Source organism: Pseudomonas sp. B21-032, assembly GCF_024748965.1.
GTDB lineage: Bacteria > Pseudomonadota > Gammaproteobacteria > Pseudomonadales > Pseudomonadaceae > Aquipseudomonas.
Map to the genome: position 1 here is coordinate 2,615,837 of NZ_CP087180.1, position 26,959 is coordinate 2,642,795.

Annotated in this window: 26 protein-coding genes; 21 read left to right on the forward strand and 5 right to left on the reverse strand. The window is 65.9% G+C overall.

The features are described from left to right. Positions 1-7 precede the first annotated feature (7 nt). The 5 genes from LOY54_RS12020 to LOY54_RS12040 are packed head-to-tail and all read left to right on the forward strand — an operon-like array spanning position 8 to position 6,473. A complete protein-coding gene (locus LOY54_RS12020; protein WP_195883868.1) occupies positions 8-1,183 on the forward strand; it encodes an LLM class flavin-dependent oxidoreductase in 1,176 nt (391 codons plus the stop codon). 10 nt (positions 1,184-1,193) lie between these two features. After that, entirely contained in the window at positions 1,194-2,765 is a 1,572-nt protein-coding gene (locus LOY54_RS12025; RefSeq protein ID WP_045198612.1) for an ABC transporter substrate-binding protein, read from the forward strand. After that, entirely contained in the window at positions 2,758-3,819 is a 1,062-nt protein-coding gene (locus tag LOY54_RS12030; protein WP_258610505.1) for an ABC transporter permease, read from the forward strand. The genes LOY54_RS12025 and LOY54_RS12030 overlap by 8 nt, the downstream gene beginning before the upstream one ends. A gap of 12 nt (positions 3,820-3,831) precedes the next feature. Then, positions 3,832-4,650, forward strand: coding sequence for an ABC transporter permease (locus LOY54_RS12035; protein ID WP_093383553.1), 819 nt, complete (start codon positions 3,832-3,834; stop codon positions 4,648-4,650). Then, the gene (locus LOY54_RS12040) at positions 4,647-6,473 is read left to right on the forward strand and encodes an ABC transporter ATP-binding protein (RefSeq protein WP_258610506.1); all 1,827 of its coding nucleotides are present in this window, start codon (positions 4,647-4,649) and stop codon (positions 6,471-6,473) included. The genes LOY54_RS12035 and LOY54_RS12040 overlap by 4 nt, the downstream gene beginning before the upstream one ends. On the opposite strand, the gene LOY54_RS12045 is transcribed toward LOY54_RS12040, so the two are convergent. Further along, the gene (locus tag LOY54_RS12045; RefSeq protein WP_258610507.1) at positions 6,470-7,393 is read right to left on the reverse strand and encodes a LysR family transcriptional regulator; all 924 of its coding nucleotides are present in this window, start codon (positions 7,391-7,393) and stop codon (positions 6,470-6,472) included. The two genes, LOY54_RS12040 and LOY54_RS12045, sit on opposite strands and share 4 nt — an antisense overlap. 18 nt (positions 7,394-7,411) lie before the next feature. Then, positions 7,412-8,386 (reverse strand): quinone oxidoreductase, encoded by a 975-nt coding sequence (locus LOY54_RS12050; protein WP_258610508.1) that lies wholly within the window; start codon positions 8,384-8,386, stop codon positions 7,412-7,414. A gap of 376 nt (positions 8,387-8,762) precedes the next feature. On the opposite strand from LOY54_RS12050, the gene LOY54_RS12055 reads away from it, so the two are divergent. The 8 genes from LOY54_RS12055 to ureG are packed head-to-tail and all read left to right on the forward strand — an operon-like array spanning position 8,763 to position 14,300. Next, the gene (locus LOY54_RS12055; protein ID WP_258610509.1) at positions 8,763-9,596 is read left to right on the forward strand and encodes an urease accessory protein UreD; all 834 of its coding nucleotides are present in this window, start codon (positions 8,763-8,765) and stop codon (positions 9,594-9,596) included. A gap of 9 nt (positions 9,597-9,605) precedes the next feature. Beyond that, on the forward strand, positions 9,606-9,908 hold the full coding sequence (locus LOY54_RS12060; protein WP_093383521.1) for an urease subunit gamma: 303 nt from the start codon (positions 9,606-9,608) through the stop codon (positions 9,906-9,908). Between the two features lie 9 nt (positions 9,909-9,917). Continuing rightward, positions 9,918-10,235 carry an urease subunit beta gene (locus LOY54_RS12065; protein WP_258610510.1) on the forward strand — a complete coding sequence of 106 codons (318 nt, stop codon included), beginning with the start codon at positions 9,918-9,920 and terminating at the stop codon, positions 10,233-10,235. After that, on the forward strand, positions 10,232-11,935 hold the full coding sequence (gene ureC, locus LOY54_RS12070; RefSeq protein WP_258610511.1) for an urease subunit alpha: 1,704 nt from the start codon (positions 10,232-10,234) through the stop codon (positions 11,933-11,935). The genes LOY54_RS12065 and ureC overlap by 4 nt, the downstream gene beginning before the upstream one ends. A gap of 9 nt (positions 11,936-11,944) precedes the next feature. Further along, positions 11,945-12,424, forward strand: coding sequence for an urease accessory protein UreE (gene ureE / locus LOY54_RS12075; RefSeq protein WP_195883876.1), 480 nt, complete (start codon positions 11,945-11,947; stop codon positions 12,422-12,424). Between the two features lie 22 nt (positions 12,425-12,446). Then, positions 12,447-12,992, forward strand: a complete 546-nt coding sequence (locus tag LOY54_RS12080; protein WP_045198641.1) for a HupE/UreJ family protein — start codon at positions 12,447-12,449, stop codon at positions 12,990-12,992. Further along, positions 12,992-13,666, forward strand: a complete 675-nt coding sequence (locus LOY54_RS12085) for an urease accessory protein UreF (protein WP_213601485.1) — start codon at positions 12,992-12,994, stop codon at positions 13,664-13,666. Before LOY54_RS12080 ends, LOY54_RS12085 begins: the two co-directional genes overlap by 1 nt. A gap of 10 nt (positions 13,667-13,676) precedes the next feature. Then, positions 13,677-14,300: an urease accessory protein UreG gene (ureG, locus tag LOY54_RS12090; protein ID WP_045198646.1), complete on the forward strand. Its 624-nt coding sequence runs from the start codon at positions 13,677-13,679 to the stop codon at positions 14,298-14,300. 72 nt (positions 14,301-14,372) lie between these two features. Here the strand turns inward: ureG and mddA are convergent, their stop codons facing one another. Continuing rightward, positions 14,373-15,122: a methanethiol S-methyltransferase gene (mddA, locus tag LOY54_RS12095; protein ID WP_258610512.1), complete on the reverse strand. Its 750-nt coding sequence runs from the start codon at positions 15,120-15,122 to the stop codon at positions 14,373-14,375. A 188-nt stretch (positions 15,123-15,310) separates the two neighbouring features. Between mddA and LOY54_RS12100 the strand changes: the two genes are divergently transcribed. Then, positions 15,311-15,796 (forward strand): DUF2199 domain-containing protein, encoded by a 486-nt coding sequence (locus LOY54_RS12100; protein ID WP_093383494.1) that lies wholly within the window; start codon positions 15,311-15,313, stop codon positions 15,794-15,796. Between the two features lie 5 nt (positions 15,797-15,801). Here LOY54_RS12100 and LOY54_RS12105 read toward each other — a convergent pair whose 3' ends face one another. Then, entirely contained in the window at positions 15,802-16,854 is a 1,053-nt protein-coding gene (locus LOY54_RS12105) for an NAD(P)-dependent alcohol dehydrogenase (protein ID WP_045198652.1), read from the reverse strand. 176 nt (positions 16,855-17,030) lie between these two features. Between LOY54_RS12105 and LOY54_RS12110 the strand changes: the two genes are divergently transcribed. From LOY54_RS12110 to chrA, 7 genes are all read left to right on the forward strand, one after another. Next, positions 17,031-17,924 (forward strand): AraC family transcriptional regulator, encoded by an 894-nt coding sequence (locus LOY54_RS12110; protein WP_045198654.1) that lies wholly within the window; start codon positions 17,031-17,033, stop codon positions 17,922-17,924. Between the two features lie 73 nt (positions 17,925-17,997). Then, positions 17,998-19,902, forward strand: coding sequence for a M14 family metallopeptidase (locus LOY54_RS12115; protein WP_045198655.1), 1,905 nt, complete (start codon positions 17,998-18,000; stop codon positions 19,900-19,902). A 90-nt stretch (positions 19,903-19,992) separates the two neighbouring features. Further along, positions 19,993-21,165, forward strand: coding sequence for an MFS transporter (locus LOY54_RS12120; RefSeq protein ID WP_258610513.1), 1,173 nt, complete (start codon positions 19,993-19,995; stop codon positions 21,163-21,165). A gap of 80 nt (positions 21,166-21,245) precedes the next feature. Further along, complete coding sequence (locus LOY54_RS12125; RefSeq protein WP_258610514.1) at positions 21,246-22,235, forward strand: LuxR C-terminal-related transcriptional regulator; 990 nt, start codon at positions 21,246-21,248, stop codon at positions 22,233-22,235. Between the two features lie 81 nt (positions 22,236-22,316). Then, complete coding sequence (locus LOY54_RS12130) at positions 22,317-24,059, forward strand: amidohydrolase (protein WP_258610515.1); 1,743 nt, start codon at positions 22,317-22,319, stop codon at positions 24,057-24,059. Between the two features lie 41 nt (positions 24,060-24,100). Then, complete coding sequence (locus LOY54_RS12135; RefSeq protein WP_258610516.1) at positions 24,101-24,835, forward strand: TorF family putative porin; 735 nt, start codon at positions 24,101-24,103, stop codon at positions 24,833-24,835. Positions 24,836-24,980: 145 nt separating this feature from the next. Then, positions 24,981-26,180: a chromate efflux transporter gene (chrA, locus tag LOY54_RS12140; RefSeq protein WP_258610517.1), complete on the forward strand. Its 1,200-nt coding sequence runs from the start codon at positions 24,981-24,983 to the stop codon at positions 26,178-26,180. Here chrA and LOY54_RS12145 read toward each other — a convergent pair. Next, entirely contained in the window at positions 26,173-26,958 is a 786-nt protein-coding gene (locus LOY54_RS12145) for a PhzF family phenazine biosynthesis protein (protein ID WP_093383466.1), read from the reverse strand. The genes chrA and LOY54_RS12145 overlap by 8 nt on opposite strands. Position 26,959 lies beyond the last annotated feature (1 nt).

The window sequence follows — 26,959 nt, forward strand, 5'->3', positions numbered from 1 at the left end:
AAAGACCATGGCAGTGAAAATTCTCTGGTACCTGACCAGCCCGGATGGCCCCTATCCGTGGGAAGCCCAGGGGCGCTGGAAAACCGATTTCGCCCACCTCAAGCAACTGGCGGTGGCCAGCGATCGCCTGGGTTACTACGGCTCGCTGCTGGGTTCAAGCCCCAACGAAAGCCTGGCAGTGGCCGCCGCGCTGATCGACGCCACCGAGCGCCTGCGTTTTCTGGTGGCCCAGCATCCGGGCGAGCTGTCGCCGGCGGTGCTGGCCAAGTGGGCGCTGACTTTTGACGAGTTCTCCAACGGCCGCCTGTTGTTCAACGTGGTCAACGGCAGCGACGCCGGCCTGGCCACCCTCGGCGTGCATTACCCGCACGACGAGCGCTACCAGTTCAGCCTGGAATACTGGCGCGCGTTCCAGAGTATTTATACCGGCGAAACCGCAGGCTTTGACGGTCAGTACGTCAAGCTGGCGCCGCGCCCGGCTGCGGCGGCACGTCACCCGCTGGGCGGCTGGCACCCGCCAAAACGCGCCAGCGTACCGCTGTGGGGCGCCGGCACCTCGGGCCCGGGCGTGGCTCATTCGGTGCAACTGCTGGACGTCTACCTGAGCTTTGCCGACACCCCGCCAAAGCTTGGCGACAAGTTCCGCCGGGTGGCGGCAGAGGCGGCGAAGATCGGCCGCGAACTGAGCTTTGGCACGCGCCTGCAGATCATCGTGCGCGAAACCGAGGAAGAGGCCTGGGCCCACGCCGAAAAACTACTGCAGCAGACCTCGCTGGCCACCGCCCGCGCCGCCATCGAACGCCAGTTGCCGCCAGGGCAGAGCCTGGAGACCTTCAGCAGTGACAACCCGCAGATCCAGCGCAATGTGCAGAGCATTCGCGACGGTCGCCTGCCCACCGCGCGGGAGCTTGAGATCTATCCCAACGTCTGGACCGGCCCGAGCCTGTTCGGTTTCAACATTCTCGGCCCGGCGGCCGGTACCTACCTGGTCGGCAGCGCCGAGCAGGTGGCCGAACGGATTCGCGAGTACGAGGCCCAGGGCACCTCGGCGTTCATCCTCTCGGGCTTCCCGCTGATTGATGAAGCCCACCGGGTCGCCGACCTGCTGTTCCCCTTGCTCGACCTGGACCACGGTTTCGACATTGCGCACCTGAGTGCGCGCACGGTTGCCGAACCGGCTTAAGGAGTTGCCCATGCCAAACGAATTTTCCCGCCGGGTGTTTCTCGGCAACAGCCTGGCCGTCGGTGGCGGCCTGTTGCTCGGCTCCAGTTTGCTCACAGGTTGCGGCGCCGGCGAGCCGGCGGTGGTCGGCGCCATCAGCCGGCCCACCCAGCCGGTGCGTGGCGGGCGCTTGCGGGTTGGCATCATCGACGGCGACCAGGCCGGCAATCTTGATGCCCACAAGCCGTCTGGCGGCGGGATCATTCGCGGCTGGGCGTTGTACAGCAAGTTCTGGGAGTGGAACGACGACGTCAGCACGCGCCTGGGCCTGGCCGAGTTCGCCGAGCCCAACGCCGATGCCAGCGCCTGGACCATCCGCATCAAGCCGGGCCTGGAGTTCCACCATGGCAAGAGCATCACTGCCGACGACATGCTGTTTTCGATCCTGCGCCTGACCGACCCGAAACTGGCCTCGCCGTTTGCCGGGCTGGTCGGTGCCATCGACCGCCAGGCCTTGCGCAAGCTCGATGAGCGTACCATCGAGATCCGCTTCAAGCAGGGCCGCAGCTTCTTCCCGCTGGACGAAACCCTGATTGCCTTCGGCGCTATCGTGCCGACCGATTACGATCCGCTAAGCAACCCGGTGGGGGCGGGGCCGTACCGGCTGAAAAGCTTCGTGCCAGGCCAGCGCGCGCTGTTCACCCGCTTCGAGAATTACTACAAACCCAACCAGCCCTACGCTGACGAGCTGGAGATCATCGAATTCAAGGACCAGGTGTCGCGGGTCGCCGCCCTGCGCGCCGGGCAGATCGACGTCGCCAGCGGTGTGCAGGCCGAGCACAGCGCCCTGATCAAGGCCGACCCACGCTTGCAACTGGTGGTCTCGCCAACCACCTCGTTCAGCGGCTTCAACCTCAACACCGCCAAGGCGCCGTTCCAGGACGAGCGGGTGCGTCAGGCCTTTCGCCTGCTGGCCGATCGGCAAGAGCTGATCGGCCGTGGCCTCAATGGTTTCGGGCGCATCGCCAACGACCTGTATTCGCCGCAAGACCCGACCTACAACCACGCTATCGCCCAGCGCGGCTACGACCTCGACCAGGCCCGCTCGCTGCTGCGCCAGGCCGGTGCCACCGACCTGCGCGTCGAGCTGACCACCACCGCCAACGAAGTCAACGCCGCGCTGGTGTTCGCTCAACAGGCGAAGAAGGCCGGGGTCCAGGTCAAGGTCACACCCGTGGACAGCTCGGTGTTCAACGGCCCGCAGAAAGAGCAGTGGCTGATGTCGCCAGGCTCCACGCCTGCCCGTGGCTTCCTGGCCACCGGCCTGCACAACGACGCGCCGCTGGCGATCTACAACCGCAGCAATTTTCGCGATGGGCGTTTCTCCGAGCTGTTCACCCAGGCCCTTGGCCAGCCCGACCTTGAGCGGCGCAAGCAACTGGTGCACGAGGCCCAGAGCATCCAGCACCAACGCGGCGGCTTGCTGATCTGGGGCTTTACCGACGTGCTCGATGCCGCCTCCAGCAAGGTCGGCGGCTTGCACGGCGAACAGACCACCTTCGCCTCCTGGCGCTTTGACAGCCTGTGGTTGAACCATGCCTGAACCCTGCGCACGAACTTCCCGACTGCCTGCCTGGCTGCCCTGGTTCATCGGCCGCCTGGGCTACGGCCTGCTTACCGCCTGGGTTATCAGCCTGGTGGTGTTCATCGCCACCCAGGCATTGCCGTCGGACCCGGCGCGGGTCATCCTCGGCCCCGAGGCGCCGCTGCAAAGCGTGCTGACCCTGCGCGAGCAACTGGGCCTGAACCGGCCGATCCTGGTGCAGTATTGCAGCTGGCTTGGCCAGGTGCTGCGCGGTGACCTGGGCATCTCGCTGGACTCCAGCCAGCCGGTGGCCTCGATCATTTTCAGCCGCTTCGGCAATACCCTGGCGCTGCTGGCCGGCGTGCTGGTGCTGGTGGTGCCGCTGGCCCTGGGCATCGGCGTCAGCCTGGCTTTGCGCCGCGACAGCCGCCTGGACCGTTTTGGCCTGTCGGCGCTGATCTTCCTTAAAGCCACGCCGGGGTTCTTGCTGGCCATCGGCCTGGTGCTGCTGTTCTCCATGCCCCAGGTCAACCTGCTGCCGGCGGTGTCGATCCTTGATCCGGACAAGGCCCTGTGGCAGCAGCTTGAGTACCTGCTGCTGCCGATCTTCGCGTTGAGCCTGTCGTCGCTGCCGTACCTGGCGCGCATGGTCCGCGCCTCGATGATCGAAGCGCTGGCGTCGGACTACGTCAGTGCGGCGCGCCTGCGCGGCATCGCCGAATGGCGCATCGTCTGGCGCCACACCTTGCCCAATGCCCTGGTGCCGGCGATCCAGGGCGTGGCCCTGACCCTGCGCACCTTGATCGGCGGCGCCTTGCTTGCCGAGGTGATCTTCAGCTACCCGGGCATCGGCACCCAGCTCAACAGCGCGATCCAGATGCGCGACCTGCCGCTGGTGCAGGGCGTGGTGCTGGTCATCACCCTCGGGGTGGTGCTGATCAACCTGGTGGCCGACCTGCTCACCGTGCTGCTCACCCCAAAACTGCGCACCGCCCGCCGTGCCACCCTGATCCAGCGCAACCGCCGTGGTATCCAGAGTTGGTGGCGGCGCCCGGCAGCCAAAGCCCCTTGAGAGGAATCGCCCATGTTCAATTCACGCTGGTGGCGTGAGCCGCAGATTCGCCGCGGCGCCCTGGTGACCCTGGCCATTGTCCTCCTGGCGCTGTTCGGGCCGTGGCTGGCGCCCCATGCGCCCACCGACATGGTCGGCGGGGTGTACGGCACGCCGGCAACGGATGCGCCGCTGGGCCATGATTTTCTTGGCCATGACGTGCTGTCGCGGTTGCTCAATGGCGGCCTGTCGATTTTGTGGATGTCGCTGGCGGCAGCGGCGATTGCTTTGGTCGTCGGCACCGTACTGGGTCTGCTGGCCGGTCTGTCGCGCCAGCGCCTGGACCAGGCGATCACCTGGCTTGCGGATGTCTGGCTGGCGTTCCCCGACCTGATCCTGGTGCTGTTGATCGTCTCGATGCTCGGCCGCGCGCCGTGGCTGATCGTGCTTACCGTGGCCATTGCCTTCACCCCCGGGGTGATCCGACTGGCCCGGGGTAGCGCGGTAGCGGTGGCCAGCCAGGAGTTCGTCGAGGCGGCGCAGATGATGGGCTTTTCGCGCACGCGCATCCTTGTGCGCGAGATCCTGCCCAACGTGCTCACACCGTTGCTGGTGCACTTTGGCAATATGCTCACCTGGGGCATCGGCATGCTCTCGGGCCTCAGCTACCTGGGGTACGGCGTGGCGCCACCGGCTGCCGACTGGGGCCTGATGATCAATGAAAACCAGGCTGGCCTGCTGGTTCAGCCCTGGGCGGTATTGGCCCCGGCGCTGCTGATTGGGGTGTTCGCCTACGGCACCAACATCTTCGCCGAAGGCATTGCCCGGCACAGCGCGGGAGAGCGCCGATGAATTCCTATGCGCCATCGCGGGTCAAGCCCGCTCCCACAGTGGCACGAGCGGGCTTGACCCGCGAAAAGCCGGCCCTGCGGGTACAAAACCTGAGGGTAGAACTCACCCCCGATGCCGATATCATCGACCACATCACCTTCAGCCTGGCCCCCGGTGAAATCCTCGGCCTGGTCGGTGAGTCCGGCTCGGGCAAGACCACCCTGGCCACCGCCTTGCTGGCCCACGCCCGGCGCGGTGCACGGATTGCCACCGGGCAGATCGCGGTCGCCGACGTCAGCCTCCTTGAGCTGCGCGGCGAAGCCCTGCGCCAGGCCCGTGGCGGGCTGATCGGCTACGTCGCCCAGGACCCGGCGCAAGCGCTCAACCCGGCGCTGCGCATCGGCCGCTTGTTGCTGGAAACCCTGCACGCCCATGAACCGCAGCTGGCAAAGCCGGCGCAGCAACAGCGCCTGCAGCAGACCCTGATAGACGTCGGCCTGCCGGGCGACGCCGAGTTCCTGCGGCGCTTCCCTCATCAGTTGTCTGGCGGCCAGCAACAGCGGGTGATGCTCGCCCTGGCCTTCGTGTTGCGTCCACGGCTGATCGTCCTCGACGAGCCGACCACGGCGCTGGACGTCAGCACCCAGGCGCACATCCTGCAAACCCTGCGCCGGCTGTGCAAGGAGCAGGGTGTGGCGGCGGTGTACGTGTCCCACGACCTGGCGGTGATCAAGGACCTGGTCGACCGGGTGATGGTCATGTACGCCGGGCGCATCGTCGAAGTCGCCAGCCGCGAACGGCTGTTCGCCCGCCCCAGCCACCCTTACACCCTGGGCTTGCTGGCGGCGATTCCAGACGTTGCCCGCCAGCACCCGCTGCAAGCAATTCCCGGCCATGCCCCGGCGCCGGGCCAGCGTGCCCATGGCTGCGCGTTTGCGCCGCGCTGCCCACGGCGAACGGCTGCCTGTGAACAGGCCGAGCCGGGCTTGCAAACCCTCGAGGCGCAGCAACAGGTCGCTTGCCTGCATCCGCAGCTTGAGGCACCAGCACCGATCGCGGCGCTGCAGGTTCGGGCGATTCGCGCCGATCAGGCGCCGCTGCTGGCGATCAGCAATCTGAACCTCAGCTACGACCGCCAGGTGCTGTTCGACCTGGCCCTCGACGTGCAGGCAGGCGAATGCCTGGCGGTGGTCGGCGAGTCCGGCTCGGGCAAGACCAGCCTGGCCCGCACCCTGGCAGGCCTGGGCGACAACGCCAGCGGTGAGCTGCGTTTCGACGGCCAGCCGTTGAGCCTGCTGGCCCGGCAGCGGCCCAGCGCCAGCCGACATCGCATCCAGTATGTTTTTCAGAACCCGTACCGCGCCCTGAACCCCCGGCAGACCGTGGCCCAGTGCCTGCAGGCGCCGCTGGAGCACTTCTTCAAACTCAAGGGCCAGGCCTGCCGGGCGCGTATCGAGGCGGCGCTGCAGCGGGTGGCCTTACCCGCCTCGGTGGCTGACAAGTACCCCCATCACCTCTCCGGTGGCGAGCGCCAGCGGGTGGCGATTGCCCGCGCGCTAGTGTGCGAACCCAGCGTGCTGATCTGCGATGAAGTGACCTCGGCGCTGGACGTTTCGGTGCAGGCGGCGATCCTGGCGTTGCTCAAGCAACTGCAAGGCGAAGGCATGACCCTGTTGTTCGTCACCCACGACCTGGGGGTGGTGCGGGCGATAGCCGATCGGGTGGTGGTGATCCAGCAGGGGCGCATCGTTGAGCAGGGCCCGGTGGATCAGGTGCTGGACAGGCCGGTAGACCGCTACACCCAGAGCCTGCTGGCCCATACGCCACGCCTGGCGGCGGTCTAGCGGCTGCGCCAGGGCGCGCCGTGGGCAAAGCGCGCCTCGATCCACTGCTTGAAGGCGAGGGTCGCGGCGCTGTTGTAGCGGGCGCCGGGGCGCACCAGGTAAATGCCGGCGTCGGCATCCAGCTGCCAGTCGGGCAGCACCCGCAGCAGGCGGCCGCTGTCGAGGTCGTGCTGCATCAGCCAGTCGCCGCCGGCAAGGATGCCAACCCCGGCCCGGGCGGCGGTCAGCAGCGCTTCGTTGTCGTTGCTGACCAGCGAGCCGCGCACTTTAACCGTGTGTTGCTGGCCCAGACCGGCCAGGCGCCACTCCGGGTACGAACGCAGGCCGGTAAAACCCAGGCAGTTATGCCCGGCGAGGTCGGCCGGGGTTTGCGGCTGGCCGTGCTGTTGCAGGTAGGCTGGCGCTGCGCAGAGGATACGCCGGTGCTCACAGAGCTTGCGCGCCACCAGGCGGCTGTCGGCCAGCTCGCCAATGCGGATCGCCGCATCGAAGCCTTCGGCGACGATATCGACAAAACGTTCGGCGTGTTCGGTCTCAAGCTGCACCTGGGGAAACGCCAGGGCAAACTCGGCAAGCATCGGGCTCAGCCACAGCCGACCCATGGACGAGGGCAGGGCGATGCGCAGGCGCCCGCGCACCTGGGTCGCACCTTCGGCGGCTTCGCGCTCGGCCTCGCTGATCAGGCTGGCGGCCTGGCGCAGGCGCTCGACCAGGCGTGCGCCTTCGTCGGTGAAGCGCAACTGGCGGGTGGTGCGCTCGACCAGGCGAATGCCTAAGCGCTGTTCCAGGGCCCCCAGGCGCTTGGACAGCACCGACGGGTGGCGCTGCAGCGTGCGCCCGGCAGCGGCAAACGAGCCGTGCTCGAACAGCGCCAGGAGGGTGGCAAGCTCATCGGCCTGGCGACTGTCGAACGGGTCCATCGCGGTTACCTCGGTAGGTCAGGGCGTGAGGATGATTGCGCCCTGTGAGCGTCCTTGTTGCAGGTCGTCATGGGCCAGTGCGGCGTCGGCCAGGGCATAACGCTGCCAGATCTGCGCGCGAATGATACCTGCCGCCAGCGCTGCCAGCACCTCCCCGGCGCGCTGCTGGTACTCGCCAGCGCTTGCCGTGTGCGCCGCCAGCGACGGCCGGGTGATGAACAACGAGCCCTTGGCATTGAGGGTGCTCAGCTCGATGGCTGGCGGCGCTCCCGAGGCCATGCCGCAGGACACCAGCAAGCCGCGCGGGCGCAGGCTGTCCAGTGAGGCCTCGAACGACAGCCGGCCAATCGGGTCGTAGACCACGTCGAGTTTGCGCCCTTGAGTGATATCCAGCACCTGCGCAGCGAGGGTCGCGGCGTCGAACACCAGCACCTGATCACAGCCGGCGGCACGGGCGCGGGCGACACTTTCCGGCTTGGAGACCACGCCAATCACAAATGCGCCCAGGTGCTTGGCCCAGGGCACCAGCAATTGCCCCAGGGCCCCGGCGGCGCCGTAGATCATCAGCCGCGTGCCGGGCCCGACCGGGTACGTGCTGTGCAGCAGGTAATGGGCGGTGATGCCCTTGAACAGCACGGCGGCGGCCTGTTCCAGGCCAAGATCATCGGGCAGTTTCACCAGCCGCTCGGCGGGGTACAGCCGGGCGCTGGCATAGGCGCCCAAGGGGCCGGTGGCGTAGCCGACGCGCTCGCCGACAGCCAAGCCGCTGACGCCGGCGCCGATTGCCGCTACCGTTCCGGCGCCCTCAAGGCCCAGCCCGCAGGGCAGGGCGATGGGCACATCGCCCTTGCGCTGGCTGAGGTCCAGCGGGTTGACGCCGATCGCCGCCTGTTCAAGCCAGACCTCGCCGGGGCCGGGGGCTTGCGCGGTGCTTTGTACGAGCTGCAGGACGGCGGGGGCGCCGGTTTGCGTAAGGCGGATTTGCATGACCATGGGGCGGGCTCCTCGAGCACAGTGTGAGTGTGGTCGAGGGTATTGATCGGGTCATGGCGCAGCAATCGGGTTGATTGCAGATCATTCCTGCACCTCAGGCATGGGTTTTCACCCTATCGCACCACACCGTTGTAGGCATGGTCTGATGCCCGGGTTTAAACACGCGGCAAGCACACAGCGCTAAACCGGTGCATGCCGGCTGTTTAAACAAACCCCTCCAGCGCGCCATCTTGGCCCGCTATGTGCTTTGCCTCAGCTATCGATTACTGATCGATTGGTCAAACCTGCAAGTCGCTGGATTCGCTTGAGCGCGTAGGTTGTTTCTTGCAAATGCGTCTGTCGCCGAGTTGGGGCAGCGTTTACTGGAACCTGAGGCATGTCGCTCCCCGCAACCCCCGACCTGGACACCGTAGATGCCGGCTGGCGCGCCGAGCTGCGGCTGCGTTTCGTTCGGGGCGAGACCAGGACCTGTATTGGTGCGCGGCGCCATTTCGGTCCTCTTTTGGTGCAGCGGCCGTTTTATCCCGAAGGCGCACCGTGCCACGTCTACGTGCTGCACCCACCGGGTGGCGTGGTCGGCGGCGACAAACTGCTGCTCGATGTGCACCTGGAGCCCGGCAGCCATGCGCTGCTGACCATGCCCGGGGCGACCAAGTTCTACCGCAGCGGCGGCCCGACCTCGATCCTCCAGCAGCATTTTTACCTGGCCGAAAACAGCACGCTCGAATGGCTGCCCCAGGGCAACATCTGTTTTGCCGGCGCCCGCGTGCGTCTGGAAAACCGCTTTACCCTGGCGCCCGGCGCGCGCCTGCTGGCCTGGGAAACCCTGTGCCTGGGCCGCCCGGTGATGGCCGAGACCTTCAGTCACGGCGCCGTCGACAGTCGCCTGCACATCGAGCTGGCCGACGACCCGGGCCTGCACGAGCGCCTGCGCATCGACGGCGGGCAGCTCGACAAAGTCGCCGGCTTGCCGCTGCAAGCAACCTTTTGCGCCTACCCGGCCAGCAGCGAACTGCTTGAACAGAGCCGCGCCTTGCTCGAAGACCTGGGCGCCCCGGCCGGCGCGACCCTGCTTGGCCCGTTGCTGGTGGTACGCCTGCTCGATCACGACAACCAACGCCTGCAACTTATCCTGCAGCGGCTCTGGCACGCCTTGCGACCCGTCGTGGTCGGCCTGGCGCCATGCCCGCCGCGGATCTGGGCCACCTGAGAGAACGCCATGGAGCTGACCCCGCGAGAGAAAGACAAACTGCTGCTGTTCACCGCCGCACTGCTGGCCGAACGGCGCCTGGCCCGTGGCCTGCAACTCAACTACCCGGAGGCGGTGGCCTTGATCAGCGCCACGGTGATGGAAGGCGCCCGCGACGGGCGCACCGTTGCCGAGCTGATGAACCTCGGCCGCGAGGTGCTGCGCCGTGACCAGGTGATGGCCGGGGTCAGCGAGATGATCGCCGATGTGCAGGTGGAAGCGACCTTTCCCGACGGCACCAAACTGGTCACCGTCCATGACCCGATCGTCTAGGAGCGCAGGATGATTCCCGGAGAAATACAGGTTGCCGACGGCGACATCGAACTCAATGCCGGCCTTGAGGCAATCAGCGTCACCGTCGCCAACCACGGCGACCGGCCGGTGCAGGTCGGCTCGCACTATCACTTTTTTGAGGTCAACAACGCCCTGGTGTTCGAGCGCGAGCCGACCCGCGGTTACCGCCTGGACATCGCCGCTGGCACCGCCGTGCGTTTCGAACCGGGCCAGGCGCGGACCGTCCCGCTGGTGCCGTACCGCGGCAAGCGCGAGGTCTACGGCTTTCAGGGCAAGGTCATGGGCAAGCTGGAGAATCAGGCATGAGCCGCATATCGCGCAGGGCCTATGCCGACATGTTCGGCCCGACGGTGGGCGATCGCGTACGCCTGGCCGACACCGAGCTGTGGGTCGAGGTCGAGAAGGACTTCACGATCTATGGCGAGGAGGTCAAGTTCGGCGGCGGCAAGGTCATCCGCGACGGCATGGGCCAGGGCCAGATGCTTGCCGCGCAGGCGCTGGACCTGGTGCTGACCAACGCGCTGATCATCGACCACTGGGGCATCGTCAAGGCCGACATCGGCATCAAGGACGGGCGCATCGTCGGTGTCGGCAAGGCTGGCAACCCCGATGTGCAACCGGGAGTGACCTTGCCAGTCGGGCCGGGTACCGAAGTGATCGCCGCTGAAGGCAAAATCGTCACCGCTGGCGGCATCGACTCGCACATCCACTTCATCTGCCCGCAGCAGGTCGAAGAGGCGCTGACCTCGGGCATTACCACCTTCATTGGCGGCGGCACCGGGCCGGCCACCGGCACCAATGCCACCACCTGCACCTCCGGGCCCTGGTACCTGGCGCGCATGCTCCAGGCCGCCGACCAGTTGCCGATCAATATCGGCCTGCTGGGCAAAGGCAACGCCTCGCGGCCCGAAGCCTTGCGCGAGCAGATCGAAGCCGGCGCCGTGGGCCTCAAGCTGCACGAAGACTGGGGTTCGACCCCGGCAGCCATCGACTGCTGCCTGGGCGTGGCTGAAGAGCACGACGTGCAGGTGGCGATCCATACCGACACCCTCAACGAGTCGGGCTGTATCGAGGACACTCTGGCGGCGATTGGCGATCGCACCATCCATACCTTCCACACCGAAGGCGCCGGCGGTGGCCATGCGCCGGACATCATCCGCGCGGCGGCCTTTGCCAATGTGCTGCCGTCCTCGACCAACCCGACCTTGCCCTACACCCATAACACTGTCGACGAGCACCTGGACATGCTCATGGTCTGCCATCACCTGGACCCGAGCATTGCCGAGGACGTGGCGTTTGCCGAGTCGCGTATCCGCCGCGAGACGATTGCCGCCGAAGACATCCTCCATGACCTGGGCGCGTTCTCGATGACTTCGTCCGACTCCCAGGCCATGGGCCGGGTCGGCGAAGTGGTGCTGCGCACCTGGCAGGTGGCGCACCAGATGAAACTACGCCGTGGCCCCTTGGCGCCGGATACCGCGCGCAGCGACAACTTCCGGGTCAAGCGCTACATCGCCAAGTACACCATCAACCCGGCGCTGACCCATGGCATCGCCCACGAAGTGGGCTCGGTGGAGGCCGGCAAACTCGCCGACCTGGTGCTCTGGGCGCCGGCGTTCTTCGGCGTCAAGCCTGCGCTGGTGATCAAGGGCGGGATGATCGCCATGGCGCCGATGGGCGATATCAACGGCTCGATCCCGACCCCGCAACCGGTGCACTACCGGCCGATGTTCGGCGCCCTCGGTGCCGCGCGCCACGCCACGCGCATGACCTTCCTGTCGCAGGCGGCGATTGCGCGTGGCGTGCACCGGCAACTGGGGCTGCACAGCCTGATCGGCGAGGCCCGGTGCTGTCGCACAGTGCGCAAGGGCGACATGGTCCATAACGGCCTGTTGCCGATGATCGAGGTCGACTCGCAAACCTACGAGGTGCGCGCCGACGGTGAACTGCTGGTGTGCGAACCGGCTACGGTGTTGCCGATGGCCCAGCGCTATTTTCTGTTTTAAGGAGCGAAGATGATCCTGTTGACCCGTCGCCTGAGCGACGCCGCCACGGTAAGCGGTACCGTCACCCTCACTGTCGATACGCGGATCAAGAGCCGCGTGCGCGTCACCCTCGACGATGGCCGCGAGGCCGGCCTGATGCTCGAACGCGGGCAGTTGCTGCGCGGTGGCGAGCTGCTTGGCCAAGCGCAGGGCGGCGAGGTGATTCGCGTGCTGGCGGCGGCCGAGCAGGTGTCCAGCGTGCGCTGCGCCGATCCACTGTTGCTGACCCGCGCCGCCTATCACCTGGGCAACCGCCATGTGCCGCTGCAGATCGAGGCCGGCCTGCTGCGCTATCAGCACGACCATGTGCTGGATGAAATGGTCCGTGGCCTGGGCCTTGACGTAACGGTCGAGCAAGCACCGTTCGAGCCTGAAGCCGGGGCCTACCAGAGTGCCCCGCACAGCCATGCCCACAGTGACCACCTGTTCGTTCGCGTCGCTCACCACTGATTGTCGATAAGGAGATTGTCCCATGAAAAAACTCGTCACCCTCGCGTTGCTGCTGGTTGCGCTTCCGGCCTTTGCCCACCCCGGCCATGATGCCAATCCGCTGCAGGATGGTTTGCTGCACCCGCTGACCGGCCTCGATCACTTGCTCATGCTGCTTGGCACCGGGGTGCTCGCGGCGCTGACCGGGCGTACCCTGGCGCTGCCGTTGCTGACCCTCGGGGCGATGTTCGGCGGGGCGCTGATGGGCCATGTGTTCGGCGGTGTGATCGGCATGGAGCAGATGATCATCGGCTCGCTGCTGGTGGCCGCTGCCGCGCTGCTGCTGCCCAGCCGCCAGGTGCTGCTGGCCCTGGCCATGCCGCTGTTTGCCCTGTTCCACGGCTGGGCCCACGGCGTTGAAGCCAGCCCGGGTGCGTTCTGGGTGTTCAGCGCAGGCTTCGTCACGGTCAGTGGCCTGCTGTTGCTGGCAGGCTTTGCCGGGGGTTGCCTGCTGCGTCGGCACACCGGCCTGCAGAAAGCCTTCGGCGGCGGCCTGCTGGCCGGTGCCGCGCTGGTGCTGGCCGGCTGATGAGCAGCAACCTGAAGCTGCTGCGCCTGTTGCAGCTGGCAAGCCCGAGCCTGCCGGTAGGCGGCTTTACCTACTCGCAAGGCCTGGAGTGGGCGGTGGAGGCCGGCTGGGTGCAGGGCGCCGAAGGCTTTCGCGCCTGGCAACGCCAGCAGATCGAGGACACCCTGTGCCACCTCGACTGGCCGCTGCTGGCGCGCTTGTACCAGGCTTGCCTGGCGGATGACGCCGAAGCCTTCGCGCGCTGGAGCCGGTTTTTGCTGGCCAACCGCGAAACCGCCGAACTGCGCCTGGAAGAACGCCAGCGCGGCATGGCCCTGACCCGCTTGCTCGACGGCTGGCAACTGGGCCAGGCACCCCAATGGCGCAGTTCGCTTGAGCTCAGCCAACTCGGCGGCATGGCCTGGCTGGGCGTGCACTGGGATATCCCCTTGGCTGACCTGGCCCTCGCGCACGGCTATGCCTGGCTCGAAGGCGCGGTGATGGCCGGGGTCAAGCTGGTGCCGTTCGGCCAGCAAGCAGCGCAGACCCTGTTGCGTGACCTGAGCGAAACCTTGCCCGCTGTGCTGGTAACTGCTCTGGCCCTTGACGATGACCAGCTTGGCGGCGGCCTGCCGTTGCTGGCGATTGCCTCGGCGCGCCACGAAACCCAATACACCCGATTGTTCCGCTCCTGAGGAAAGCCCCATGCAAAGTTATCAGCAACCCCTGCGCGTTGGTGTCGGCGGCCCGGTCGGCTCCGGCAAGACCGCGCTGCTTGAAGCGCTGTGCAAGGCCATGCGCGACCACTATGAAATCGCCGTGGTGACCAACGACATCTACACCAAGGAAGACCAGCGCATCCTCACCGAGGCCGGCGCCCTGGCCCCCGAGCGCATCGTCGGAGTGGAAACCGGCGGCTGCCCGCACACCGCGATCCGCGAAGATGCCTCGATGAACCTGGCGGCGGTGGAAGAGCTGGCGCGCAAATTCGGCAACCTCGAAGTGATCTTCGTCGAGAGCGGCGGCGACAACCTCAGCGCCACCTTCAGCCCGGAACTGGCCGACCTCACCGTGTACGTGATCGACGTCGCCGAAGGCGAGAAGATCCCGCGCAAGGGCGGGCCGGGGATCACCAAGTCGGATTTCCTGGTGATCAACAAGATCGACCTGGCGCCTTATGTCGGCGCTTCGCTGGAGGTGATGGAAAAGGACACCTGGCGCATGCGTCCGGAACGACCCTGGGCCTTCACCAACCTCAAGACCGGGCAGGGGTTGCAGCGGGTGATTGATTTCATTGTCGAGCGGGGGATGTTGAAAGTGTCGGTGTAGCCAAAAGCATCGCGGGGCCGCGCAATCCTGTGGGAGCGGCGGTGCGGCGACCCGACTTGCCCCGCGATCAATCTATCTGCGCCCCACAAAAGGCAACAACATCCCGACCTTGCGCTGATACTGCCGGTACTGCTCGCCAAACAACTGCACCAGGTCCTTCTCCTCCAGCAGCGTGCCCATCAGGATGTACAAGGTACTCACCCCGGCAAACAGCAAGTGGCCAACCGTCATGTGCGGCGTCGCCCAGAAGCTCATGACAAAGCCCAGGTACAACGGGTGGCGCACCAGCTGGTACAGCCAGGGGGTCTTGAAGGCGCTGGCTTTGCCGGGGTGTGGGCGAAAGGCGTCGAACGCCTGATTGAGGCCGAACAGTTCGAAGTGGCTGAGCAGGAAGGTGGCCAGCACCAGGATGATCAGGCCCAGCCAGTAGAGCGCTTCGATCAGCCCGCGGGCCGGTTGCGCCTGGACATCCCACAGGGTCAGGGGAATCGGTTGCCAGAGCAGGAACAGCAGGCTCAGCGCCAGGCTGCTGAACAGCACATAGGTGGCCCGCTCGACCGGCGCCGGTACCCATTGCAGCCAGAACTGCTTGAAGCCCTTGCGCGCCATGCCGCTGTGCTGCAGGGCGAACAGGCTGATCAGCAGCACATTGATCGGCACCGCGAAGTACCAGGCGGTCGGCGGGCCGGAGTTGATGTCCTTGGGAACTTCCGGGGGGCCAATAAAGCCCACGAAGTACGCCAGCACCAGCATGGAAAACAGGTAACAGACCAGGCTATAGAGCAAGCCGAGGCATTTGCGCAGCAGGGGGATCTCGTCCATGAGGGGCTCCTTTGAGTCAGCACCTGAACGTCCTGCTCAGATGGGGTGCAACGGCTGAACCCTTAACCCTAGACCAGTACAACGGCTGCCAGACCCGGTGGGGCAATCAGCCGCAGCTCAACTTTGCCCGGCGAGCCTGCTAGAGTCGCGCCCCTTAACCAATCAATCCGGTGCAGGAGGCAGCTTTGATGATGTGCAGTCAGTGCGGTAACGACCACGGCGATGAACTGGGGGAACTTGCGTTTCGGCGCCCGGATGCGCTGTTCGCGCTAGCCGCCGAGGAACGCCAGAGCAAGGTCAGGGAAAGCAACGACTGGTGCGTGATCGCCGGCGAGCGGTTTTTTTTGCGGGCACTGTTGCCGCTGGCCGTGGCGCAAATCAACGATAGTTACTGCATCGGTATCTGGGTCGAACTGCAGCCGGCGGATTTCGAGCGCGTCTGTGAGCTCTGGCGCGATGAGCACCAGGCCGCCGAGCCGCCTTTTGCCGTGCGCCTGGCCAACAGTATTCCGACCCTGGCAGAAACCCTGGGGCTTGAAGGCCGGTTGCAGTTGAGCGGCCCGACCTCGCGCCCCAGCGTGACCCTGGCCGCCAGCAGCCACCCATTGGCGGTGGAGCAGGCCAAGGGCATTTCCCTGCACCGCGCCCACGAGTACAGCCAGGTGTTTGCCTGACAGACTCAGGCCTTGAGCGTGGCCATGTCGATGACGAAGCGGTACTTCACATCGCCGGCGATCATGCGGCTGAAGGCTTCGTTGATGTTACCGATATCGAGCATCTCGATGTCGCAGCTGATGCCGTGCTCGGCGCAGAACTCCAGCACTTCCTGGGTTTCGGCGATGCCGCCGATCAGCGAGCCGGCCAGTACCCGGCGCTTCATTACCAGGTTGGCGGCGTGCAGCGCCGGGTCGACCGGCTCGATCAGGCCGACGAGAATGTGTACGCCGTCGAACTTCAAGGTCTGCAGGTAGGGGTTGAGGTCGTGCTGGACCGGAATGGTGTCGAGAAGAAAATCGAAACGCTCGGCCGCGGCGCGCATCTGCGCCTCATCGGTGGACACGATCACGTGGTCAGCCCCCTGGCGCCGGGCTTCTTCGGCCTTGGCCGGCGAGCGGGTGAAGAGGGTGACTTCGGCGCCCATGGCCTTGGCGAACTTGATGCCCATATGGCCCAGGCCGCCCATGCCGAGAATGCCCACGCGGTCACCGGGCTTGACCCCGTAATGCTTGAGCGGTGAGTAGGTGGTGATGCCGGCGCAGAGGATCGGCGCCGCGCTGGGCAAGTCCAGGCCTTGTGGAATGCGCACGACAAAGTGCTCGCTGACCACGATGCTGCTGGAGTAACCGCCCATGGTGTTGCTGCCGTCGACCCGGTCGGGGGTGGCGTAGGTCATGGTCGGGCCTTGCAGGCAGTATTGCTCCAGGTCCGCCTGGCAGGCTTCGCAGTGGCGGCAGGAGTCGACCATGCAGCCCACGCCCACCAGGTCACCGACCTGATAGCGGCTGACCTTGGCGCCGACGGCGGTGACCTTGCCGACGATCTCGTGGCCGGGCATCAGCGGATACACGGCGATGCCCCACTCGTTGCGGGCCTGGTGGATGTCGGAGTGGCACACGCCACAGTAGAGGATCTCGATCGCCACATCGTCGGCGCGCGGGCTGCGGCGCTGGAAGGTCATGGGCGCCAGGGGCGTGGTGGCGGACTGGGCGGCGTAACCGATGGCTGTGTACATAGGGCCTCAATAAACGGTGATCGGTGAAGGCTGCGCATTCTGCGCATCCAGCGTCGGCTCGCCTATCGCCATTCCTCCGCCAGTCATGCCTAAAACTCCGTACTTGGTCGCCGGGTGCTGGCGCCTGGCCGCGAAGCTGCGATGATGTCAGTGTCCAATCCTCCGTGCGGTTTTTCATGCAGCTCACTCGCCACTCCGATGCCAACGCCACCCTCTGTACCCTGATCCGCTCCCTGGCGCTGCGCCCGGGTTTTGTCGACACGCCACTTGCCCAGGTGCAGGTGCTGTCGGCCAGTCACTACGTGGCCAGCAGCCCGCAGATTTACGAACCGAGCCTGATGATCCTCGCCCAGGGCAGCAAGCTGGCGCGCCTTGGGCCGCGTACCCTGGAATACGGCGCCGGGCATTACCTGGTGCAGGCGCTGTCGGTGCCGTTCATGTGTGAGACCTTTGCCACCGAGCAGGAGCCGCTGCTGGGGGTGTCGGTGGCCATCGACCGCGGCGTGCTCGGGGAGCTGGTGCAGAGCATGGGCCTGGCACCAGACCGGGCGATCACGGCGCAAACCCCGGAGTCGATGACCTCGGCGGCGCTGGATGAGGCCATGCGCGACAGCGTCGAGCGTTTGCTGCGCTGCCTGCTCGACCCGCTGGACTGCCAGGTAATGGGCCAGGCGCGGGTGCGGGAGGTGCTGTATGTGGCCTTGCGCGGGCCGCAGGCCGGGGTGTTGCGGGCACTGGTCGAGCAGCAGGGCCACTTTGCCCGCATCGCGGCGGCGCTCAGCTACTTGCGCGAGCACTATGCCGAACCGCTGAGCGTCGAAGCGCTGGCGGCGTGCGCGAACATGAGCGCCTCGACCTTTCACGAGCACTTCAAGCGCAGCACCTTGCTGTCGCCGATGCAGTACCTCAAGCGCCTGCGCTTGCTCAAGGCCCAGCAGATGCTGATCGGTGAGGGCATGGGCGTGGCCCAGGCGGCGCACCGGGTGGGCTACCAGAGCACCTCGCAGTTCAGCCGCGAGTACAAGCGCCATTTCCAGCGCAGCCCGGGGGAAGAACAGCCGTATCTGTGACCCGGCCTGGCTCTCGTCTGCTTACACATTGTGGTTTAAGGTGGGCACCTGCCTCTCATGACAGGGATCGATCATGAAACACCCGCTTTTGCAGCCCCTCGTTGTCGCGCTGTTGTTGGGCGCTGCCGTGCAAGCCCCGGCGGCGTTGCCCAGCGCGCCGTCGTATATCGACGATAGCCTGTATTCCCCGGCTGCCAAGCAGCGCATCCTGCCACCGATGTTCGCCCAGACCCTGGCCAGCACCCGTTACCTGGCCAGGCCGGACAACCCGCTGATCACCCAGGCCGAGGCGAGCGAATTTCGCCAGACCAGCAACTACGACGAAACCCGCGCCTACATGACCCGCCTGGCCGCCGCCTCCGGGGGCAGCATCGTGCTCAACGACCTGCCGGAGAAAAGCGCCGAAGGCCACCCGATGCTGATGGCCATCGCTTCCCTTGAGGTCGACAAGTCGCCGGCCGGGCTCAACGAGTCGGGCAAGCCGACGATTTTCGTCGAAGCCCAGATTCACCCCGGCGAAGCCAATGGCAAGGACGCGATGTTCATGCTCCTGCGCGACATGACCACTGGCGATAAACCGCTGGCTGCGTTACTGGAGAAGGTCAACATCCTTTTCATCCCTACCGTCAATGTCGACGGCGACCTGCGCCGCAGCGCCTACGGGCGCATCAACCAGAACGGCCCGGATGAAACCGGCTGGCGGGTCAACGGCCTGAACTACAACCTCAACCGCGATTTCACCAAGCTCGACAGCGCCGAGATCCGCAACGTCGCCTGGGTGTTCAACACCTACCAGCTGAGCTTTTTTGCCGACACCCATTCCACCGACGGCGCCATGTACCCCTACGACAGCTCCTATTGCCACAACGGCAACGGCTGGTCGCCGGCCAGCAGCGCCTGGATCGACAAGGTCATGCGCGCGCCGGTGTACCAGGCGCTGGAGGCCGACGGCCATGTGGTGCATGAATGCATCAGCCTCAACAGCAACCAGGACCCGACCCAGGGTTACTACCCGTACCGCACCGACTACGCGCGCTTTTCCAACCAGTACGGCGACATCCGCAACGTGCCGTCGATCCTCATCGAGCAGCACGCCTTGCACCCGTATCAAACCCAGGTGCTGGGCAACTACGTGATGCTCAAGAGTATGTTCCAGGTGATTGGCGATCAGGCCACGTCGCTTGGCGAAGCCATCCGCCAGGACCGCGAACGCCTCGAAGCCCAGGAGCAGGTGACCCTCACCTGGAAACCGGGCAAGGCCCAGAGCACCGCCTTTACTGTCGGTGACTACCGCTATGAGCAGTCGCCGATCACCGGTGCCAGGACCCTCGTCTGGAGCAACACGCCGAAAAAACTCAGCGTGCCGGTGACGGGCAACACCGAGCCCGACCTGGTGGTCAAACGGCCTAAACAGTATGTGGTGCCGGGCCAGTGGCGCGAAGTGATTGCCCGGCTCAAGGCCCATGGCATCCACATGACCACCCTCGACAAGCCGACGCCGATTGCCGTCACCCTGTATCGCATGGACCAGGTAAAAGTGGCGGGGGGCTTCGAGCCCGATCGCACCCAGGTCAACCAGATCCCAGGCTACGAAGGGCGCTTGCTGGTCAGTGGCGTGGCCAAGCCGCTGGAGCGCTTGCAGACCTTCCCGGCCGGCTCGGTGGTGATCGATACCGACCAGCCGCTGGGCGTGCTGGCGGTCAACCTGCTGTACCCCGAAAGCCCCGACTCGTTCTGGGCCTGGGGCTTTTTCAATGCGACCCTGGTGGCGGCGGAAGAACCTGAGGAATACGTGATGGAGCCGATGGCGCGCAAGATGCTCGCCGAAAGCCCCGAGCTCAAGGCCGAGTTCGACAGCAAGCTCAAGGGTGACAAGGCCTTCGCCGCCAGCCCCAGCGCACGCTTGCACTGGTTCTACCAACGTACGCCGTTCTATGACGTCAATGCCTTTGTCTATCCGGTGGGGGCGGTGTACTGAAGCGGTATCGATCGGTCTGAAAACGGTATTGGTCATACGCAAAAACCGTGATCTATAAAGGCTCTGGTCTTCCCGCCCGAGCCTTTATGCATGAACACCCGCCGTCGTTCACTGATTGCCGCCAGCATGGCCCACGCCGTGCACGACGGCCTCACCGATGTCATCTACGTCTTGCTGCCGCTGTGGCAGACGCAGTTTGCCCTGAGCTTCGCCCAGGTCGGCCTGCTGCGTGGCGCCTACGCCGGGATGATGGCTGGCCTGCAATTGCTGGCCAGCCGCGCGGCAAAACGCTGGGGCCGTGAGCGTCTGCTGGTCGGCGGCACCGCCCTGGCCGGGCTGGCCTACCTGGTGGCTGGCCAGGCCGGGGGCCTGGGTATGCTGCTGTTCGCCTTGTTGCTGGGCGGCCTCGGTGCCAGTACCCAGCACCCGCTGGCATCGTCGTTGGTCAGCGATAGCCATGAGGCCGGCGGCGAGGTCAAGGAGGCGCTGGCGCACTACAACTTTGCCGGTGATATCGGCAAGATGCTGGTGCCCGCCGGAGTCGGCCTGTTGCTGGTGGTGACCAGCTGGCAAACCAGCGTCACCGTGCTGGGCATCCTTGGCCTTGCGGCCGCTGCGCTGCTCTGGTGGCTGATTGCGCCGCAGCCGTCGGCGGCGCCGAGTGTGCGCAAAGCAGTGACTGCTGGTGGCAGCGACTCCGCCAGCGGCCTGCCCGCCTTGCTGCTCACCGGCACCCTCGACAGTGCGGTACGCATGGGCTTTCTGACCTTTCTGCCGTTTCTGCTGCAAGCCAAGGGCGCAGGCTCCGCCGGTATCGGCCTGGCGCTGATGCTGCTGTTCGTCGGCGGCGCCTTCGGCAAGCTGCTGTGCGGCTACCTGGGCGCACGTATCGGCATGATGAAAACCGTGTGGTGCACCGAGTCGCTCACTGCGCTGCTGATCGTGTCGATGCTGTACCTGCCGCTGACGCCGATGCTGGTGCTGTTGCCGCTGTTGGGCCTGGTGCTCAATGGCACCTCGTCGGTGCTCTACGGCGTGGTGCCGGAGCTGGCGGGGGCGGGCAGGCGCGACCAGGCCTTTGCCCTGTTCTACACCGGCACCATCGGCGGCGGCGCCCTGGCACCGGTGGTGTTTGGCGCTGTTGGCGATAGCGTCGGCATCACCACGGCAGTGATCAGCCTGGCGGCAATCCTGCTGCTGACCCTGCCGCTGTCGTGGTGGGTGGAGCGGCAACTGCAGTCGGCTTTGCCGACCACCGTTTAGTCCTAGCGGCGCAGGCTGGACGCTCTTGCACCCCTGTGTCACTGTCGGCGCCACCGTTCGGCAGCAAACAGGGTTGGCCCATGCTCAGCAGTACCCAGTTCAAGGCGTTCAATCGTTGTGTCCTGCAACTGGCGAGCTTGGCCCGCGAGGGTGGCGGCTCGCACTTCATCGCCCAGGGCCTGCAGGCGTTTCGCGCAATAGTGCCGTTTGCCTCGGCCTGGTGGGGCGAGATGTCTGGCGCTGGCGCAACCGCTGCGCCGCAAAGCTGGATGCACGGGCGCATCGACCTGCCGCCGGCCTTTGCCCGCGAATGGAGCGAGGTTGCCGGCATCGACTGTTTCGCCCACACCACCCTGGCGCGGCCAGGGCAGGTGGTGCGCGACAGCGAGTTCACCGACCCCAACGAGGCGGTCAATGTCTTCGCCCGCCGCTACGACCTCTATCACCTGATGTGCATTACCTTCGAGCTGCCGCAAAGCGGCCTGAACTTTTACGTTTGCCTGTACCGCGGCGAGCACGACGCTGCCTTTTGCGAAAGCGAAGACGGCTTGTTCGCCGCCTTCTGCGAGCAGCTGCTGCAACTGTGGCGCTTCCAGGTGCAGGACATGATCCGTCTCGATACCGGCAACGCGGCTGCCGATTTCGCCATTGCCCGTCTCGATGGCAGCTTGCTGTATGTGGGCGCGCGGGTGTGCGCGGCAATCGAGCAGGCGCTGCCGGGCTGGAGCGGTTCGCTGCTGCCGCCCCAGGTGTGCGCGCAACTGGCCAGGGCGCCGTGCGTGATGCGCCTTGGGCGCAGCAGCCTGACCCTCAGCGCCAATGGCGAGCATGTGATTGTGTCACTGGAAGCACCCGCGCCAGGGGTGCTGCTGGCGCCCCGCGAGCGCACCGCAGCGATGCTGTTTGCCGCCGGGCATTCCTACAAGGAAATCGCCCGGATGCTGTCCTTGAGCCCGGCGACGGTGCGCACCTACCTGCGCAATTGCTACGTGCAACTGGGGGTCAAGAGCAAGGTGGAGCTGGGCGCGGCGTTGCGCCTGTCGATGCCGGTGTCGGAAAAAACCGCCTGACCCTCCTCATTTGCAGAGGTCCATTGCCGCGCTGCGCGCTATAGGGTGTCACCAGCCCTATAACAACAAGAGAGCGCTGCAATGCAACGATTGATCCCCACGCTGTTGGCCACTGCCCTGGCCTGTGCTTCGCTGCCTGCCCTGGCCGCCGCCGACCTGGTGCTGTTCAACGGCAAGGTCTACACCGGCGAACCCGGCCAGGGCCTGGTGCAGGCGGTCGCGGTCAAGGATGGCAAGGTCCTGCAAGTGGGTAGCGATGCGCAGATCCAGGCCCTGGCCGACGCCCATACGCAACGCATCGACCTGGCCGGCAAGGTGCTGATGCCCGGCATGATCGACAGCCACAGCCACCCGGTGGTGGCGGCCTACGACAGCCTCGGCGCCAACCTGCAGGATGAGGTCAAGCCGCTGCCCGCGCTTGAGCAGTGGATCCTTGCCGAGGTCGAACAAGGCCGTGGCAAGGCGGGCGATGTGATCAGTGTCGCCGGGGCGAGTTCGGCCTACTGGGACAACAGTCGCGAACTTGGCCAGTTGTTCAACCAGGGCCGCTGGGCCACTCAGCCGCTGGTGCTCAGTGGCATCGACGGCCATACCGGCTGGGCCAACCAGGCCATGCTCAAGCGTATGCAGATCGACGCGGCGTGGGTCAAAAGCCTGTCCGAGCAAGACCGCAGCTATGTCGGCCACGAGGCCGACTTCAGCCCCAACGGCTACTTCGCCGAAGCGCGCTGGGACCAGGTCCGCAGCCAGATCCCCGCAGCCAGCCAGGAGGTGATGCTCAAGGCCGCACGCGAGGCGGTCAGGGTCAACAACCAGTATGGCGTCACCGCCTGGATGGATGCCGCAGCCAATGCCGGCAGCGGCGATTCGCTGTTCGATTTCAAGGCCACGGCGCAAACCGTTGGCGTGCTGCCGCTGTATCGGGCGCTGGCCGAGCGCGGTGAGCTCCATGCCCATGTCGCGGCGCTGATGATCACCAACCCCAAGAGCCGGCCGGCCGACCTTGAGGTGCTGGCCCAGGTCGTGAAGCAGTTCGAAGGGGTGCCCAACCTGAGCTTTCCGGGCATCAAGGTGTTTGTCGATGGCGTGCTCGAGTATCCGGGGCAGTCGGCGGCGGTCATCATCCCGTACAGCAACAGCCACAAGAACGGCCAGTTGTTGATCGAGCCGCAGCATTTCGGCGAGCTGGTGGCCGCGGCCGAGCAGCGCGACTGGATTGTGCACATGCATGCGGTCGGTGACCGGGCGGTGCGCGAATCGCTCAATGGCGTGGCCTATGCACGCACGCTGCAAGGCAAGCCGCTGGCGCACAGCATCAGCCATCTGCAGATGGTCGACCCCAAGGACTTTGCGCGCTTCAAGCAACTGGGGGTGATCGCCTCCATGCAGATGCTCTGGGCGACCGCTGAAAACTACACCGTCGAGCTGGTCAAACCCTACGTCAGTGCCCAGGGCTACGCCTATCAATACCCGGCGCACTCGTTGCAACAGGCCGGTGCGCTGATCGCCGGCGCCAGCGACTGGCCGGTGTCCAGCCCCAACCCGTGGAATGCCATTGCCCAGGCCATGACCCGCAAGGGCCCGCTGGGTGTGCTCAATGCCAAGGAACGTGTCGACCGCCAGGTCATGTTCCAGGCCTACACCCTCAACGCCGCCAAGGCCCTGCGCCTGGAACGGCAGATCGGCTCGCTGGCGCCCGGCAAGCAGGCCGACCTGATCGTGCTCGATCGTGATGTGTTCAAGGTCAACGCCCAGGAGCTGTTCGACACCAGGGTGCTCAAGACCTACTTCGCCGGCAAGCAGGTGTACGCCAGCGAGTCCTGACAGCGCCGTTACCCGCACACGCATAACAACAAGGGTCTGGTATGAACACACGCCTGCTCATTGCTTTCGCCTGCCTGGCGCCGCTGACGGCCCAGGCATTGACACTCAACGATTCCTTCAGCCTCGACATGAGCCTGGCCGCGACCAGCGACTACCGCTCCCGGGGTATCTCGCAAAGCCTCGGTGATCCGGCGCTGCAGGCCGGCGCCACGCTGATGCACAGCAGCGGCCTGTACCTGGGCGCCTGGACTTCGACGGTGGATTACGGCTTCGACTACAAGACCCGCCAGGAAATCGAGTACTACGCCGGCTGGTACTGGCAGGCCAGCGATGCCATCAGCCTGGATATTGGCTACCTCAAGTACAGCTACCCCAAGGAAGGCCAGTTCAACATGAGCGAGGTCTACGCCATCCTTGACCTCTATGGGCTCAAGCTGGGCGCCTATTACTCAAACGATGCGCCCAACGCCTTTGGCAAGGACCAGGACACCCTGTACAGCTATGTTGCCTACAGCTTCGCCTTGCCGGCCGAGGTCGGCCTGGAACTGCGGGCAGGGCGCAACGATGTCAAGGACCCGGCGTTCTGGTCGGCCAGTGGCGATGACCGCAATGCGTACTATGAGTGGGAGGCAAAGCTCAGTCGCGAGTTTGTCGGCGTGACCTGGGGCTTGAGTTACATCGACACCGACCTGTCCAAAAGCGAGTGCAGCAATTGGTATGGCTATGACGACCTGTGCTCGGCGACTGTGGTGGTAAGTGCCAGCAAGGCGTTCTGAGCCGGCATCAATCCAATGCTGAAGGCAGCGCCGAACCTGTGGGAGCGGGCTTGCCCCGCGATCCAGCGCGCAGCGCTGGTAATTTTCTGGCTACACAAAGCCCATCGCTGGCAAGATGGGCACAGTCCGGTAGAACGAGCGTTGTATGCCCCACGCCAACGATCACACGCCATGGCAGGTTTTCCTGATCTTCCTGCGCCTGGGCCTGACGTCGTTCGGTGGCCCCGTCGCCCACCTTGGCTTTTTTCGCCAGGAGTTCGTCAGCCGTCGGTGCTGGCTGAGCGAGCGCAGCTATGCCGACCTGGTGACGCTTTGCCAGTTTCTGCCGGGCCCTGCCAGCAGCCAGGTCGGCATCGCCCTGGGCCTGTCGCGCGCAGGTTACGCCGGGGCGCTGGCGGCCTGGCTGGGATTCACTCTGCCTTCGGCGCTGGCCCTGACCCTGCTGGCCCTGGGGCTGGGCGGTTATGCCGAGGCGGTCCCGACCGGCATCCTCCATGGCCTTAAGGTGGTGGCGGTCGCGATTGTCGCCCAGGCGGTGTGGGGCATGGCCCGCACGCTGTGCCCGGATGCGCCGCGGATTGTGCTGATGCTGGCATCTGCCGGGCTGGTGCTGTTGCTGCCCGGTGCCGGGGCGCAGGTGGCGGTGATGGTTGCAGCGGCTGGCGCGGGGTTGATGCTGCTGAAACCGGGCGACAGCGTTGTCCACGAGCCTTTGCCGATCGGTGTCAGCCAGCGCGCTGGCGGCTGGTGGTGGCTGCTGTTCTTCGCCCTGTTGCTCGGTTTGCCGCTGCTGGCCGGGCTCTGGCCCGATCCGACCTTGAGCATGATCGATGCCTTCTACCGCACCGGCGCGCTGGTGTTCGGTGGCGGACACGTGATGCTGCCACTGCTGCAGGCTGAAGTGGTGACCACCGGCTGGGTCGGCAACGAGACGTTTGTGGCAGGTTACGGCGCTGCCCAGGCTGTGCCCGGCCCCTTGTTCACCTTCGCCGCCTTTCTTGGCGCCTCGATGCACGGGCCGCAGTCCGGCTGGCTGGGGGCGGTGCTGTGCCTGCTGGCGATCTTCGCCCCGGCGTTCTTGCTGGTGTTCGCGGCGTTGCCGTTCTGGGAACGCCTGCGCCGCCACCCGCGCCTGCAGGCGGCGATGCTGGGCGTCAATGCGGCGGTGGTGGGGCTGTTGCTGGCGGCGTTGTATCAGCCGCTGTGGACCAGCGCCATTGGCCAGCCGCTGGATGTTGTCCTGGTGTTGCTGGCGCTGGTCGCACTGATGGCCTTCAAGCTGCCGCCCTGGCTGGTGGTGATCGCCTGTGGCCTGGGCGGGCAGTGCTTGAGCCTGCTCAGATAAAAATCGTGCCGCGCAGGTACAGCGCCGCCTGGCCGCTGATGATCACCCGGCCGTTGTCGAGCACTTGGCAATGCAACTGGCCTTTGCGCAGGCCGCCTTGCTCGGCGCTGAGGCTGTGCTTGCCCAGGCGCGCGGCCCAGTAGGGCGCCAGCGAGGTATGGGCAGAGCCGGTGACCGGGTCTTCATTGACGCCTACCCGCGGGCCGAACCAGCGCGAGACGAAGTCAACCTCGCGGCCCGGGGCGGTGACGGCGATGCCGCGCACGTCAAAGGCGGCCAGGGCGGCGAAGTCGGGGGCAAGCGCTGCGACCAGCGCCGGGTCGTCGACCACCACCAGGTAGTCATCGGTGCGGTACAGCGCCTCGATCCGCTCAAGCCCCAACGCCTGCAACAAGCCCTCAGGCACGGCCAGCGCCTGTGGCTGGCGGGCCGGGAAGTCCATGGCCAGGCGAGCGCCGTCACGCCGAACGCGCAACTCGCCGCTGCGGGTGGCAAAGCGCAGGGTGTCGCGTTGTTCGCCCAATTGCTCGAACAGCACCCAGGCCGCCGCGAGGGTGGCGTGGCCGCACAGGTCGACTTCTACCGTCGGGGTAAACCAGCGCAGCTCGAACAGCTCGCCATTGGCGACCACGAACGCGGTTTCCGAGAGGTTGTTTTCGGCGGCAATCTGCTGCAGCGTCGCGTCTGCCAGCCAGGCTTCAAGCGGGCACACCGCTGCCGGATTGCCGCCAAACGCCGTGGCTGAGAACGCGTCTACCTGGAATATTTCAACTTGCATA

Coding starts and splice junctions, on each gene's coding strand:
- LOY54_RS12020 (WP_195883868.1), top strand. CDS start 8: ATGGCAGTGAAAATTCTCTGGTACCTGACCAGCCCGGATGGCCCCTAT.
- LOY54_RS12025 (WP_045198612.1), top strand. CDS start 1,194: ATGCCAAACGAATTTTCCCGCCGGGTGTTTCTCGGCAACAGCCTGGCC.
- LOY54_RS12030 (WP_258610505.1), top strand. CDS start 2,758: ATGCCTGAACCCTGCGCACGAACTTCCCGACTGCCTGCCTGGCTGCCC.
- LOY54_RS12035 (WP_093383553.1), top strand. CDS start 3,832: ATGTTCAATTCACGCTGGTGGCGTGAGCCGCAGATTCGCCGCGGCGCC.
- LOY54_RS12040 (WP_258610506.1), top strand. CDS start 4,647: ATGAATTCCTATGCGCCATCGCGGGTCAAGCCCGCTCCCACAGTGGCA.
- LOY54_RS12045 (WP_258610507.1), bottom strand. CDS start 7,393: ATGGACCCGTTCGACAGTCGCCAGGCCGATGAGCTTGCCACCCTCCTG.
- LOY54_RS12050 (WP_258610508.1), bottom strand. CDS start 8,386: ATGGTCATGCAAATCCGCCTTACGCAAACCGGCGCCCCCGCCGTCCTG.
- LOY54_RS12055 (WP_258610509.1), top strand. CDS start 8,763: ATGTCGCTCCCCGCAACCCCCGACCTGGACACCGTAGATGCCGGCTGG.
- LOY54_RS12060 (WP_093383521.1), top strand. CDS start 9,606: ATGGAGCTGACCCCGCGAGAGAAAGACAAACTGCTGCTGTTCACCGCC.
- LOY54_RS12065 (WP_258610510.1), top strand. CDS start 9,918: ATGATTCCCGGAGAAATACAGGTTGCCGACGGCGACATCGAACTCAAT.
- ureC (WP_258610511.1), top strand. CDS start 10,232: ATGAGCCGCATATCGCGCAGGGCCTATGCCGACATGTTCGGCCCGACG.
- ureE (WP_195883876.1), top strand. CDS start 11,945: ATGATCCTGTTGACCCGTCGCCTGAGCGACGCCGCCACGGTAAGCGGT.
- LOY54_RS12080 (WP_045198641.1), top strand. CDS start 12,447: ATGAAAAAACTCGTCACCCTCGCGTTGCTGCTGGTTGCGCTTCCGGCC.
- LOY54_RS12085 (WP_213601485.1), top strand. CDS start 12,992: ATGAGCAGCAACCTGAAGCTGCTGCGCCTGTTGCAGCTGGCAAGCCCG.
- ureG (WP_045198646.1), top strand. CDS start 13,677: ATGCAAAGTTATCAGCAACCCCTGCGCGTTGGTGTCGGCGGCCCGGTC.
- mddA (WP_258610512.1), bottom strand. CDS start 15,122: ATGGACGAGATCCCCCTGCTGCGCAAATGCCTCGGCTTGCTCTATAGC.
- LOY54_RS12100 (WP_093383494.1), top strand. CDS start 15,311: ATGATGTGCAGTCAGTGCGGTAACGACCACGGCGATGAACTGGGGGAA.
- LOY54_RS12105 (WP_045198652.1), bottom strand. CDS start 16,854: ATGTACACAGCCATCGGTTACGCCGCCCAGTCCGCCACCACGCCCCTG.
- LOY54_RS12110 (WP_045198654.1), top strand. CDS start 17,031: ATGCAGCTCACTCGCCACTCCGATGCCAACGCCACCCTCTGTACCCTG.
- LOY54_RS12115 (WP_045198655.1), top strand. CDS start 17,998: ATGAAACACCCGCTTTTGCAGCCCCTCGTTGTCGCGCTGTTGTTGGGC.
- LOY54_RS12120 (WP_258610513.1), top strand. CDS start 19,993: ATGAACACCCGCCGTCGTTCACTGATTGCCGCCAGCATGGCCCACGCC.
- LOY54_RS12125 (WP_258610514.1), top strand. CDS start 21,246: ATGCTCAGCAGTACCCAGTTCAAGGCGTTCAATCGTTGTGTCCTGCAA.
- LOY54_RS12130 (WP_258610515.1), top strand. CDS start 22,317: ATGCAACGATTGATCCCCACGCTGTTGGCCACTGCCCTGGCCTGTGCT.
- LOY54_RS12135 (WP_258610516.1), top strand. CDS start 24,101: ATGAACACACGCCTGCTCATTGCTTTCGCCTGCCTGGCGCCGCTGACG.
- chrA (WP_258610517.1), top strand. CDS start 24,981: ATGCCCCACGCCAACGATCACACGCCATGGCAGGTTTTCCTGATCTTC.
- LOY54_RS12145 (WP_093383466.1), bottom strand. CDS start 26,958: ATGCAAGTTGAAATATTCCAGGTAGACGCGTTCTCAGCCACGGCGTTT.